The sequence below is a fragment of the Halomonas sp. HMF6819 genome, from assembly GCF_044335525.1.
Classification (GTDB): Bacteria; Pseudomonadota; Gammaproteobacteria; order Pseudomonadales; family Halomonadaceae; genus Vreelandella.
On record NZ_JBIQVY010000006.1, the window covers coordinates 24796 to 37191 of the forward strand.

At 63.6% G+C, this 12396-nt stretch carries 13 protein-coding genes and 1 riboswitch; of the genes, 6 read left to right on the forward strand and 7 right to left on the reverse strand.

The window, feature by feature from the left end:
* The first annotated feature begins 43 nt into the window (after positions 1-43).
* Positions 44-823, forward strand: coding sequence for a response regulator (locus tag ACGLWX_RS15555; protein WP_396241094.1), 780 nt, complete (start codon positions 44-46; stop codon positions 821-823).
* 3 nt (positions 824-826) lie between these two features.
* Here the strand turns inward: ACGLWX_RS15555 and ACGLWX_RS15560 are convergent, their stop codons facing one another.
* Positions 827-1300, reverse strand: coding sequence for a hypothetical protein (locus ACGLWX_RS15560; protein ID WP_396241096.1), 474 nt, complete (start codon positions 1298-1300; stop codon positions 827-829).
* A 125-nt stretch (positions 1301-1425) separates the two neighbouring features.
* Here ACGLWX_RS15560 and ACGLWX_RS15565 point away from each other — a divergent pair, with 125 nt between their 5' ends.
* From ACGLWX_RS15565 to ACGLWX_RS15575, 3 genes are all read left to right on the forward strand, one after another.
* The gene (locus tag ACGLWX_RS15565; protein WP_264297482.1) at positions 1426-1557 is read left to right on the forward strand and encodes a hypothetical protein; all 132 of its coding nucleotides are present in this window, start codon (positions 1426-1428) and stop codon (positions 1555-1557) included.
* A 162-nt stretch (positions 1558-1719) separates the two neighbouring features.
* The gene (locus ACGLWX_RS15570; RefSeq protein ID WP_396241098.1) at positions 1720-3480 is read left to right on the forward strand and encodes an EAL domain-containing protein; all 1761 of its coding nucleotides are present in this window, start codon (positions 1720-1722) and stop codon (positions 3478-3480) included.
* Between the two features lie 22 nt (positions 3481-3502).
* On the forward strand, positions 3503-4318 hold the full coding sequence (locus tag ACGLWX_RS15575) for an alpha/beta fold hydrolase (RefSeq protein WP_396241100.1): 816 nt from the start codon (positions 3503-3505) through the stop codon (positions 4316-4318).
* On the opposite strand, the gene ACGLWX_RS15580 is transcribed toward ACGLWX_RS15575, so the two are convergent.
* From ACGLWX_RS15580 to ACGLWX_RS15595, 4 genes are all read right to left on the reverse strand, one after another.
* Positions 4311-4787 (reverse strand): NYN domain-containing protein, encoded by a 477-nt coding sequence (locus ACGLWX_RS15580; protein WP_396241102.1) that lies wholly within the window; start codon positions 4785-4787, stop codon positions 4311-4313. The two genes, ACGLWX_RS15575 and ACGLWX_RS15580, sit on opposite strands and share 8 nt — an antisense overlap.
* A 110-nt stretch (positions 4788-4897) precedes the next feature.
* Entirely contained in the window at positions 4898-5686 is a 789-nt protein-coding gene (locus tag ACGLWX_RS15585) for an ABC transporter ATP-binding protein (RefSeq protein WP_396241104.1), read from the reverse strand.
* On the reverse strand, positions 5683-6720 hold the full coding sequence (locus ACGLWX_RS15590) for a FecCD family ABC transporter permease (protein ID WP_396241106.1): 1038 nt from the start codon (positions 6718-6720) through the stop codon (positions 5683-5685). The genes ACGLWX_RS15585 and ACGLWX_RS15590 overlap by 4 nt, the downstream gene beginning before the upstream one ends.
* Positions 6720-7748 (reverse strand): ABC transporter substrate-binding protein, encoded by a 1029-nt coding sequence (locus ACGLWX_RS15595; protein ID WP_396241108.1) that lies wholly within the window; start codon positions 7746-7748, stop codon positions 6720-6722. The genes ACGLWX_RS15590 and ACGLWX_RS15595 overlap by 1 nt, the downstream gene beginning before the upstream one ends.
* A 38-nt stretch (positions 7749-7786) precedes the next feature.
* Positions 7787-7978: riboswitch (cobalamin riboswitch) on the reverse strand.
* 92 nt (positions 7979-8070) lie between these two features.
* Between ACGLWX_RS15595 and ACGLWX_RS15600 the strand changes: the two genes are divergently transcribed.
* Together ACGLWX_RS15600 and ACGLWX_RS15605 are read left to right on the forward strand one after the other, a co-directional pair.
* The gene (locus ACGLWX_RS15600) at positions 8071-8538 is read left to right on the forward strand and encodes a DUF2243 domain-containing protein (protein WP_396241110.1); all 468 of its coding nucleotides are present in this window, start codon (positions 8071-8073) and stop codon (positions 8536-8538) included.
* Complete coding sequence (locus ACGLWX_RS15605) at positions 8539-9336, forward strand: cytochrome c oxidase assembly protein (RefSeq protein WP_396241112.1); 798 nt, start codon at positions 8539-8541, stop codon at positions 9334-9336.
* On the opposite strand, the gene ACGLWX_RS15610 is transcribed toward ACGLWX_RS15605, so the two are convergent.
* Entirely contained in the window at positions 9333-10709 is a 1377-nt protein-coding gene (locus ACGLWX_RS15610) for a D-serine ammonia-lyase (protein ID WP_396241114.1), read from the reverse strand. The two genes, ACGLWX_RS15605 and ACGLWX_RS15610, sit on opposite strands and share 4 nt — an antisense overlap.
* A 187-nt stretch (positions 10710-10896) precedes the next feature.
* Positions 10897-12381, reverse strand: coding sequence for an amidase (locus tag ACGLWX_RS15615; protein WP_396241116.1), 1485 nt, complete (start codon positions 12379-12381; stop codon positions 10897-10899).
* Positions 12382-12396: the final 15 nt, after the last annotated feature.

A 12396-nucleotide genomic window follows, 5' to 3' on the forward strand; every position in this document is an offset into this window, starting at 1 on the left:
GGCTCAATTGAATGAGCAAGTATTGATATACGGGGCGTATGTAATGAATTGTTGGGTAAAAGCGCTGCCGGGCAAGGCCGATGACGGCGAGCACAAAGAGGATAGGGCCGGTAAAGGCCGGCAAAAGGAGAGCGAGCTCGTACTGGTGGTCGACAATGATGCCGAACAGGCCGAACGAGTCTGTGCCTATTTGAGCGGGAGAGGGTATCGCACTTGCCGCGCCGCTAACGCAGCGCAAATGTGGGCCCAGCTTGATGAAGAGGTCGACCTGGTGGTGCTGGAGCACTTACTGCCCGGCGAGGATGGGCTGAGCCTGTGCCGCGCGCTGCGCGAAAAAAACCGCCTGCCGGTGATCATGGTCGGCGCGCACGATTCCGCCTCCGAGCGCATCATTGGCCTCGAGATCGGTGCGGACGATTATCTCTGCAAGCCTTTCGACCTGCGCGAGCTGTTAGCGCGGATCCGCGCCGTTCGCCGCCGCGTCGCGCTGAGCGAGCCACCCACGTCGAAAAGCGAGCGCCACTTCGCTGGCTGGCGCCTCGATTTGCGCCTGCGCCGGCTCTACTCGCCCAAGGGCGGCGCGATCGATCTGACCCGCTCGGACTTCAGGGTCCTGGAGGCGCTGAGCGAAACCCCTAATCGAATCGTCAGCCGCGACGAGCTGAGCCGCCGCGCACTCGGCCGCGATTATCAAGTGAACGATCGCTCGGTGGATGTCTGTATCAGCCGGCTGCGCCACTACCTGGAAGACAACGCCCGCCGCCCCCGCCTGATCCGCACGATGCGCAACGAAGGTTACGTGTTGGAGTGGGCAATGGCGTAGTGCCTACTCTGGCGCCGAGCGGTATGGTGAGAAGTCGATGTCGTAGCGTGCAGCGATATCGCTCACGCTGCCGGGTTCGCAGCTGTGATGAGAAAAGTAGCCCAGCTCGGTCACCATGACGCGATCTATATCAGGACTGAATAGGTAGGATGACTGGCTGCGATAGTTGCCCAGCTCGAACTTGCTTAGGTAGAGGTGCTCGTTGACCCTTTGAAGGACCTCCTGTGTCTCACGCCGCGTACCCTCTTGAGTGTCGGTATCGGTCCAAAAATAGGTCACGGTTTTGTCGGCCAGGTCGAAAAACAGGAAGTATTCAGGCCCCGCGTCGTCGATCTTGTCATAGGTTCGCACATCAACGTTGTCGCCCTGTTCATCCATACTAATCGAGTTGTTTCCAAAGCAGGCAAGCTGGTCGGTGGTTTGGCCCAGTGCCGGCAAGCTGAAAAGTGTCAGTAGCAGGGCGGCGGTCTTGCGCATGAGGGTATCTTCCTTAAACGATATTCCGGCCTGACGATAAACGCCGACCATCGATTGAAAACTGCTTGCAAGAAGCAACGATTCATCGATTGTCCATTTCTTGCAGGTCCTTTCAAGCGCCACTCATGACCATGTTCGACGAGCGCGCCTTCTACCGGCTGGACGTCAGCCATCGTGGCGGAAACCGCGCGGCAAAAGGGTCTCGTTCTCTCCGCTCAACAGTGGGCGGCCTCGATGAAGGATTACTCGCGCTTTAATATTAAGTTAAGGTAGGCCTTTCAAGGCGCACGGGGGAGTAAAACCTGCTCCATTTTTATCAATGCCTTACGTTGGTAGGCAGAATGAAGCACTTCGGTTTTTTCCCGGATGATAGCCGACTCATTTAAACTCGCCAGTTCGTTTTTAAGGCCCCCGCCGTTATGTACACACCCAGCCTGCTCTCGTTAGATGAATTCCCGGTGGGATGCCTGGTGACGGATGCGCGGCGCCGAGTGCTCTACAGCAATCAGTACATGATGGAGCAGTACGGCCACTCGCCCGCGGCGCTGGCGGGGAGTGATCTGTTCGATCTTTTCAGCAGGGCGTCGCAGATTCTTTGCGAGTCGTTTCTCGTGCCGGCGCTTGCCCGAGACGGGCAGTGCGAAGAGATTCGCTTGACGATGAGGACACCCACCGGCCATAGCCTCCCGGTGATGGTCAGCGCGGTGCACGATGAGGCCTGTCAGCGCTGCTTCTGGAGCATCCTCAGCGCCCACCGCTCCGAGCATCTCTTTCAAAAACTCAAGCAGACCCAGCAACTGCTGGAGCAGAAGGTCACGCTGCTGCGTTCGCTTTCGCACACCGACCCGCTGACGGGGCTGCCCAACCGGGTCGCCTTGAGCAAGCATCTGGATCGAAAGATCGACCGCGCCCGGCCAGGGAGCGAGGGCTTCGCGCTGGCCTTCATTGACCTGGACGGTTTCAAGGAGATCAACGACCGCTACGGCCACGAAACCGGCGACAAGGCGCTTGCACAGATCGCCATGCGCTTGGCCGACACGCTGCGCAAGCACGATCTGGTAGCGCGATTCGGCGGCGACGAATTCGTCGTGGTGCTCGATGGCCGCTTTTCCCGGGTGCTGGACGAGCCGATTTGGAATCGGCTGACTCAACGGCTGACAGCGCCACTGGCGATCGATGGCGTGTCGCTGAGCCTCTCGGCCAGTATCGGTATCACGTTTTACCCGCAGTCCAGCACGCTGGAACCCGACCAGCTGATTCGCCAGGCAGACCAGGCTATGTATCAGGCCAAGCTTGCGGGCAAGAACCAGGTTTGCCTTTTCGACAGCGACGATGAGGTCGTTCAGAAAGAGCGCCATGCCGCGCTTTTAAGCCTCGATGAGGCGCTGGCCGGCGAACAGTTCCGGCTTTTCTATCAGCCCAAGGTCAACATGCGCACGGGGGAGGTGCTGGGCGCCGAGGCGCTGATCCGCTGGCTGCATCCCGAGCAGGGCCTGCTGGGCCCGCAGGCGTTTTTACCGGTGCTCTCGAACACGCCAAGCGGTATCCGTCTTGGGCGCTGGGTGATCATGACGGCGCTGCTGCAAATGCAGACATGGCGCGAACAGGGCCTGAACCTGAGCGTCAGTATCAATATCGATGGCTACCATCTACAGCATCCGCAGTTTTTGCAGGAGCTGGGCATGATGCTGGCGGACGTGCCCGAGGTAGCGAAAGCAAATATCGAACTGGAGGTGCTGGAGACCAGCGCGATTCAGGACGTCGCTCAGGCGGCGCTGGCGATCAACGCCTGCCGGGCTTTAGGGCTCAAGGTTTCGCTGGACGATTTCGGCACCGGCTACTCCTCCTTGAGCCAGCTGCGCGACTTACCCGTGGATACGCTCAAGATTGATCGCAGCTTCGTGCAGAACATGCTCACTCGCCCCGGCGATCTGGCGATCCTCAAGGGCGTGATCGGCTTTGCCAGCGCTTTCGAGTGCGGCGTGATCGCCGAAGGGGTGGAAACGCTGCAGCACAGTCAAAAGCTGGTGGCGCTGGGCTGCGAAGCGGGCCAGGGCTACTATATTGCCCGCCCCATGCCCGCCGACGAGTTTCCCGGCTGGGTCGAACGTTGGACACAGCGTGAGTTTTATCAAAAGTACGGCACACAAGAGCACGGCATTCAAGAGCACGGCACTTAAGAACACAGAGGAGTCATTGGGTTTGCTGAACAAAACATCCATCACGGCGCGCAATAACGTGACCGTGACAGGAGACGGGGCAAAAACGCTCGTGCTGGCCCACGGGTTCGGCTGCGATCAGCGGGTGTGGCAGTACGTCGTACCCGCGCTGTCAAAGCGCTATACGCTGGTGCTGTTCGACTACGTCGGCTCTGGGCGCTCGCAGCTGTCGGCGTTCAATCAAGCGCGCTACGCTAGCCTGGAAGGCTACGCCCAGGACGTTGTGGAGATCTGCGAAGCGCTCGATTTAAACGACGTTCACTTCGTCGGCCACTCCGTTAGCGCCACGGTCGGGCAACTGGCGGCGCTCGAGATTCCCGAACGTATTGCCAGCCAAGTCATGATCTGCCCCTCGCCCTGCTTTTTAAACGTGGGGCCAGAGTATCAAGGCGGCTTCGAGCGCGCCGACCTCGAAGAGCTGATCGATCTGATGGAGCGCAACTACATCGGCTGGGCCCACTATCTGGCGCCGCTGGTAATGGGGACGGAAAACTCCGATCAGCTGATCGGCGAGCTCTCGGAAAGCTTCTGCTCCACCGACCCGATCGTGGCCAGGGTATTTGCCAAGGCGACCTTCTTCGCCGACTACCGGGCGCTGCTTCCCCGCGTGACGCATCCGGCTTTGCTGCTGCAAAGCCAGGTCGACTCGCTGGCCAACCCGGCGGTGGGGCGCTACATGCATGCGCGCATGCCGCAGAGCACGCTCCAGGAACTGCCGTGTGTCGGGCACTGCATCCACATGACCCACCCGGACATCGTCATTCGTGAAATCGATGCTTGGCTTGGTCAGGTTAGCTGAGCAGTAGCTCGCCCTCGATGGGCACGAACTCGCTCGCCGCGCGCATCAGCGAGGCGGCGGTGAGCGCGGCGACGCCGTACACTTCGACGCGCTTGCCGTGCACCCGGCGGATCTTCTCGGCCAGCAGGTCGAAGTCGCCATCGCCGGACACCAGCACGATCACATCGGCCCGCTCGGCGTATTCAATGGCGTCGAGCGTAATACCCACGTCCCAGTCGCCCTTGGCGGAGCCATCGGCGCGCTGAATGAAAGGCTTGAGCTTCACCTCGAAACCGATATGGCGCAGCGCGTTCTGAAACCCGCGCTGCTTCGAATCCCCCTTGTCGGTGGCGTAGCAAAAAGCCGCGACGACCTCGCGATTGGCGCCCGCCCGCCGGTAGAAAGCGCCGTAGTCGAAGTGCTTACCGAAGGCGTCGCGCACAGTGTAGTAAACGTTCTGGGTATCCACGAAAAGGGCGACGCGGGTCATGAAAGGCTCGTTTGAAAGAGGGAGAAGGTCCAGGCAAGCGAGACGGGCCGCTTGCCTTTTCATTATAGCGGCTAGCACCATCCATCGAGAAACCGGCCGCGTGGGCGCCTTCAGCAGCGCCGGTTGAAAGCGATGAGCGGCGTGTCGCCTTCAGGGTCGTCCACCAGCCGCGCCTCGACGCCGAACAGCGCGCGCAGAAGCGCGGGCGTCAGCACCTCGAGCGGCGAACCAAGCGCTACTACGCGACCTTCCAAAAGCGCCAGTACCCGGTCGCAGCGCAGCGCGTGGGAAAGATCGTGCAGCGCGACCACGGCGGTGATCGGAAGCGTCTTGATCAGCGCGACAATGGCGAGCTGGTGGTGGATATCGAGATGATTGGTGGGTTCGTCGAGCAGCATCAGCTGCGGCTGTTGCGCGTGGGCGCGGGCGATGTGCACGCGCTGGCGCTCGCCGCCGGAAAGCGAGGCCCAGGGCCGGTCGGCAAGCGCGGCCATCTCCACCGCCTCGAGCGCCCGGTCGACGGCGGCGGTGTCCTCGGCGCGCCAGTTGCCCAGCCGCCCAAGCCAGGGCGTGCGGCCAAGCTCCACCGCGTCGCGGGCGGTGAGCCGCTCGTCGGTTTCCGCCTGCTGCGCCACCAGCGCCATGCGTCGGGCGATCTGGCGCCGGCTCAGGCGCGAAAGCGGCGCATTCTCGAAGCGCACCTCGCCAAGGCCTGGCGGCAAGAGTCCGGCCAGCAGGCGCAAAAGCGTCGATTTGCCCGCGCCGTTGGGGCCGATCACGCCCAGGGTTTCGCCGGCAAAGACGTCGAGATCGACACCGTCGACGAGCGTTCGCCCCGACGCCGAAAAGCTCACGCCTAGAGCGCTCAGTAGCGGCAGCGGCGGTGTCGCTTTATTCATCGCCGCCCCCGCACCATCAGGTAGGCAAACGCCGGCGCGCCGACCAGCGCGGTGATCACGCCGATGGGCAGCACCTGACCGGGAATCACCACCCGGGACACCACGTCGCACAGCACCATGAACACCGCCCCGCACAAGGCGGTCGCCGGCACCAGCCGTCGGTGGCGCACGCCGACCAGAAGCCGGCAGGCGTGGGGCACCACCAGCCCGACGAAGCCAATCGCGCCGGTGATCGACACCATCACCGCCGTCGCCAGCGCCGCGGTGCCGATCAAAAGCCCTTTTGTTGCCCGAAGATTCACACCCAGCGAGGCTGCGCTTTCCGCGCCGAAGGCGAAGGCATCCAGCGAGCGCACCTGTGAAAGCGCCACCGCCAGGCTCGCCCCGGCCACCGGCATGGCAAGCCAGGCGTCCGGCCAGCGCACCGCGGAAAGATTGCCCAGCAGCCAGAACATGATGCCCCGGGCCTGCTCGGCGTTGGCGGAGTGGGCGATGATGAAGGCAGTCAGCGCGTTAAAGAGCTGCGCCCCGGCGATACCGGCGAGAATCAAAATGCCCGCACCGCGCACGCCCTGGCCGCCGCCGGCCAGGTGCGCCAGCAGCGCCACGAAGCTAAAAGCGGCCAGAGCGCCGGCGAAGGCGCCCATGGACATCGAGATCATTCCCGCCCCGAGACCCGCCACGGTCACCGTGACCGCCCCGGTCGAGGCGCCCGCCGAGATGCCCAGCAGGTAGGGGTCGGCCAGCGAATTACGCAGCAGCGCCTGCAGGATCACCCCGGACACTGCCAGCCCCGCGCCGCAGCACGCCGCCACGACGGCGCGCGCCAGGCGGTAGTGCCACACGATCGCCTCGTCCAGCGTTGAAAGCGGGTGGTCGATCACACCAAGCTTGCTCGCCAGCACCTCCAGCACGGTGGCAAGCGGGATGCGCGTCTCGCCGACCGAGGCGCCGATCAACAGCGCCGCGATCAAACATAGCGGCATCAGCCAGACCCATCGCGCGGAGCCGGCGCCCAAATGTGTCGCCCTCATCAGGGCGACAGATCCATTTCGGCCAGCGCCTCGACCAGCGTCTCGAGGGCGTAGATGCTGCGAATCGACGGATCCATGGCGTGGGCGTCGATCTCGACCAGCCGGTCCTGCTCGACGGCTTCGAGCAGTTGGGTGACCGGGTCGTTTTGCAAGAATTCGCGCTTTACGGCGATGTCGTCGGCGGGAAACCGGCGCCGGTCCATGCGCGCGGCGGCGATGAAGGTCGGCTCGGCGCGGGCGATGCTCTCCCAGCCGACCGTCGGCCACTCCTCCTCGGCGCTCACCACGTTGTCGATGCCAAGGGTGCTCATCATCCAGTCCGGCACGCTGTTGACGCCGGCGACGTAGGGGTCGATCCCCAAATCCGCGGAGGAGTACCAGAACACGCCGCGAAGCTCATTGGGTAAATCGAGCGCTTGCGCGGCGTCGATCGCGGCGGTTTCGCGGGCCTGAAGGTCGCTCACGGCTTCTTCACCTCGCTCGGCGATGTCGAAGATCTCGGCCAGCGTTTCGATGCTTTGGTACACCAGCGCCGGGTCGAACAGGCTGTCGCGCGCGCCATCCATGCTTTGACGGTTGTCCTTGCCTACGCACTCGGTGGGCAGCGTCCAGAGCGCAACGTCGGCGTCGTCGAACATCTCCGGAGTGCCCACAACGCCGGCGGGGCCGACCATCCACTCATAGGCGGAGATCACCAAATCCGGCTCTTTCGCCAGCACGCTTTCGAAGCTCGGCGCGTTATCGGAGAGCCGCTCGACGTCGGCATTCGCTTCGGCAAACGCGTCGAGCACCGGATTGACCCAGAGCGAGGTGCCCGCCACGTGGTCTTCAAGGCCCAGCAAATAGAGCAATTCCGTCGGTGCCTGGCCGATGGTGACCACGCGCGACGGCGCCTTTTCCAGAGTGATTTCGTGGCCGCAGCTTTCGAGCGTGAGCGGGTAGTCGGTGGCGGCCAGGGCGTGGGCGCACGCGCCCAGAGAGACGCACAGCCCTGCCAAGGCCAGCGCCGGGGATCGGTTCAGCATCATGTACACTCCCGTGCATGATCGGCGCGCAAGGCGCGGCCTGATGGTGAGGATGCGTCGGCAGGTCTCCTGACTCACGGGTCAACGCTAGCTCGCCTTCCCGGACGCATGTCCAGTGGCACGTGTGAGCATCGCTCGCCGCCTACAGTTGCGGGGGCAGTTCCGGTTCGCGCGAAGCACTTCGGATTCCCTATCAAGTTCCGTTAAGGAACACCGACGCCGGCCATTCTAGAGAGCGCTGCAAAGGAGGGCAATCACGGCCCGCGCCGCGCTGGCGCTCGTCCGGCGCCTTGCCTACGCTGATAGCGACACCAGGGAGCGATCCATGACGTATGATGTGAACAAAAGCGAAATCCACGACATCAAGCGCTCGCGCTGGGCGGCGGTGCTGGTAGGCATCGGCGCGATGGCCGCGCTCGATGAAATCGTCTTTCACCAGCTGCTGCAGTGGCACCATTTTTTCGATTTCTCCACGCCTGCTTTCGGCATTCTTTCCGATGGCCTGCTGCACGCCTTCGAGTTGTTGGCGGTGGTGGTGGGCGTGTTTCTGCTGCTGGATCTTTCACAGCGAGGGCGCTTGAGTATCGCCTGGGTGAAGGCGGGTTTCTTTCTGGGGATGGGCGGCTTTCAACTTTTTGATGGGCTCATCAACCACAAGATTCTGCGTCTGCACCAGATTCGCTACGGGGTGGACCCGCTGATGTACGACTTGGTCTGGAATGCCTTCGCGATCGGGTTTCTACTGATCGGAGCCTGGTGCTGGCGCCGCGCCCGCGCGTTGCCCGCGCGCTAAATGCACGCCGGCCACCCTTCGCCGCTCGACTGGCTGCCGTTTTTACTGGTCGTGCTCGTCACCTGCCAGTACCTGATGGCGGCCTGGCTCCAGCGCCTTGAAGGGCACTGGAGCCTCTGGCGCTGCGGCTTTTTCGTACTGGGCAGTACGCTTTTAGCCATCGCGTTCTGGCCTTCGTTGATGCGCTGGGCGCACGCCGATCTGGTGGGCCACATGACGCTGCACCTGTTGATCGGTATGTTCGCCCCGCTTGCCTGGGTGCTGGCCGCCCCAGTAACGCTGCTGCTAAAAACGCTGCCCCAGGCCGGCGGCAAGTGGATGGTGGCGCTGCTGCATAGCCGCTTCATCCGCTTTCTCGCTCATCCGGTCACCGCCCTTTTGCTCAATGTCGGCGGCATGTACGTGCTCTATCTGACGCCGCTCTACGCCGCCTCACTGCAAAACTCCGCGCTTCACTACCTGATTCATCTGCACTTTCTGCTGGCGGGGTATCTCTTCTGCTGGGCGATCCTCGCCGAGCCCGACGCCTCGCCGCACCGGCTTGGCGTGCGCGTTCGTCTGGGCGTGCTGTTCGCCGCGATCGCCACCCATAGCCTGCTGGGCAAGCTGATGTACGGGTGGGGCTTTCCCCGCAACACCGGCCACACCCTTGAGCACGTTCAGGCCGCCGCCCAGTGGATGTACTACGGCGGCGACCTGGCCGAGGTGCTGCTGGCGGTGGTGCTGATGACGTGTTGGTTGAGGCGACCGGTGGGACGGCGCGAGGCCCTGTTGGGCTCGCATCCGCAGACCGGTTAGGCGATAGACGCTTGGGCCCTGCCCAGTGCCGCGCGACCCTTTTCCAGATACCCTCGCATCTCTTCCTCAGGCACCATCGAGCCGCCGGTGGCCCAGACCAGGTGGGTAGCCTTGGCGAGATGGCCGGCAAGGCCAAGGGTTTCGAGCGTGGCGCGGTCGGCGCGGGCCAAGTGGGCAAAGCCGGGCAAGCCCGCAACGGCGGAGGGCTCGAGGCCCAGCTTTTCGCTTTGCTTGACCAGCGCGACCAGCGCATGGAGTTCGTCGTCGCTCACGGTATAGAGCGCGTCGAGCAGCGGCTCCATGAGCGTGCCGACAAAAGCGGAGGGGCGGCCGACGGCCAGGCCGTCGGCGCAGGTCTGATTGCTCAGGCCGATATCCTGAACGCTAATGGCGTTGTGCAGGTTCGTGGCCATGCCGAGCAGCATGCAGGGTGACGAGGTAGGCTCGGCGAACACGCAGTGTACGGCGTCGCCGAAAACGTGCTTCAGGCCGAAGGCGACCCCGCCAGGGCCTCCGCCCACCCCACAAGGCAGGTAGACGATCAGCGGATGGTCATCATCGATGCGAACGCGCTGCTCTTCGAGCTGGCGCTGCAGGCGCCGGGCGGCGACGGCGTAGCCCAGAAATAGCGCCGTCGAGTCCTCGTCGTCGACGAAGTGGCAGCGGGGCGTGGCCAGCGCTTCCTCGCGCCCCTGGGCTACGGCGACGCTGTAATCGGACGGGTGCTCGACCACCTGAACGCCTTTTTCGCGCAGCAGTGTCTTTTTCCAGGGGCGGGCATCGGCGGACATGTGCACCGTCACCTGGAAGCCAAGCTGGGCGCTCAGGATGCCGATGCTCAGCCCCAGGTTGCCGGTCGAGCCCACCACGATCGAGTGGTGCGCGAACAGTGTTTTGAACGCCGCCGTAGCGAAGCAGGCGTAGTCGTCTTCCCTGGTGACAAGGTCGTGCTCCAGGGCCAGAGTTTCGGCGTAGAGCAGCACCTCGTGAAAGCCGCCACGGGCCTTGATCGATCCGGAGATCGGCAGGTGGCTATCGTACTTGAGCCACAGGCTTGCCGGGGCGGACACCCGCCAGCGCTCGGCGGCGGCGAAGGCGAGCGAGTCGGCGCGTTGGAGCGGCGATTCGATGATGCCCGCCTGAGGCGCGGTCTCGGGGAACGCCTCGACGAAATAGGAGGCGAAGCGCGAAAGGCGCGCCTCGGCCTCGTCGATATCGGTTGAGTCGAGTGACAGCGAGTCGCGCACGGTGGCGAAGGCTACGCGCTTGGGGTTGACCCAAAAGGTCTCTTCGCGACGGGCAAGCGCCCCCAGAAACGGGTCGGTGCCGTCGCGGGCGAGGGTTTGCCAGTCATCGAACGTGCGGTGAGCCATACATTTACCTCTTGAATGAACAGCGAAAAAGGCGTCAAACGGGGCCAGGCTCTGTCTGAAAAGTGTCTGCGCTCGACAATACGGCGTTAAAAATTGGCTCAGAATGCTCATTTACTTAACGTAAACTCCGCTTCTTCGCCAATTTTTGCCTTGTCTTGCCTTCGCTCGACGACTTTTCAGACAGACCCTAGAAGCCCATAAAGCCCTCGGCTTCCCTAAGCGGGGCCGCATCACGCAGATAGGAGAGGTCGACTCGGGGGCGGGCCAGGGCGTCGTCATCGGCAAACAGCGTCTCGAGCTCGCGGGCGAAGGCCAGGGTCTCTAGGTCGCTGCCGCGCCGGCCAATGATCTGTAGGCCGAAGGGCAGCCCGTTTTCGTCGCGCCCGGTCGGCAGCGTCACCGACGGGTGGCCGGCGAGTGTGGAGGCGTAGGCCATCGAGAGCCAGTGGTAGTAGCTTTGCGTCGGCTCGCCGTCGATCTCGGCGGGGTAGAGCTCGTGCCAGTCCCGCGGGCTGATGGTGGTGGTCGGCGCCAGCACGAAGTCGTGGTGCTCGAAAAACGTTTGCCAGTGGCGGTAAAGGGTCTGCTGCTGGGTCAGCGCGCGCACCACGTCCAGCGCCGAGTAGCTTTCGCCTTCACGGACGTTATCGCGCACGTTAGGGCCGACCTGGTCCGGGTACTGCTGCAAGAGCTCCCGGTGCATGCCGGAAAAACAGAGCGCGCGAATCACCGCGAAGGTGTCGTCGACGTGCGGGCATTCGGGGTGGGTGTCGTCAAGCCGACCGAAAACGTGGCCGAAGCGGGCGAGCTTGTCGCTGAAGCTTCGACGCACGAGCTTTTCGGTCATGGCGAAGCCGAAATCCTCGGTAAAGGCGACGCGCTGGCTGCAAAGATCCACTCGGGGAAGCTGGCGAAACGCCGATGGTGCGTGAACCGGCTGATTCTCGACGACCGGCGTCCAGGGATCGCGGCGGTCTGGGCGGATCATCGTCGAGAGCATCAGCGCGGCGTCATCCACGGTGCGCGCCATGGGGCCGTTCATCGACATCGGAAGCCAAGCTTGGGCGCGGTTGCCCGGCACCAGCCCGGGCGTAGGGCGAAAGCCCACTACGCCGCAAAACGCCGCCGGGTTGCGCAGGCTGCCGCCGGTGTCGGAGCCGGTGGCCAGCGGTGCCATGCCGCAGGCCAGGGCCACGGCGGAGCCGCCGGAGGAGCCCGCGGCGGAGCGGGTCACATCGAACGGATTGGCGGTGACGCCGTAAACGGCGTTGCGGGTGTTGCCGCCGGCGCTCCACTCGGGGTTGTTGGTCTTGCCGACCATCAACGCGCCGGCCTCGCGCAGCTGCGCCACCATCGGGTCGTCGCCTTGGGCGACGTTGTCGGCGTAGATCTGGCTGCCGAAGGTGGTCGGAAGTCCGGTTACATCGACCATGTCCTTCACGCACAACGGCAGGCCATGCAGCGGACCGAGCCGCTCGCCCTGGTCGATGGCGCGCTGAGCGTTCTTCGCGCCTTCGCGCCAGGCATCGACATCCTGGGCCACCAGCGCGTTGACGGCGGGGTTGATTGCCTCGATACGGGTCAGGCAGCTTTCGGTCAGCTCCACGGCGGAGAGCTTTTTGGTACTCATCAAACGGCGCGCCTCGACGGCGCTCAGATCACAGGCATTCATCAACATCGCTTCCTT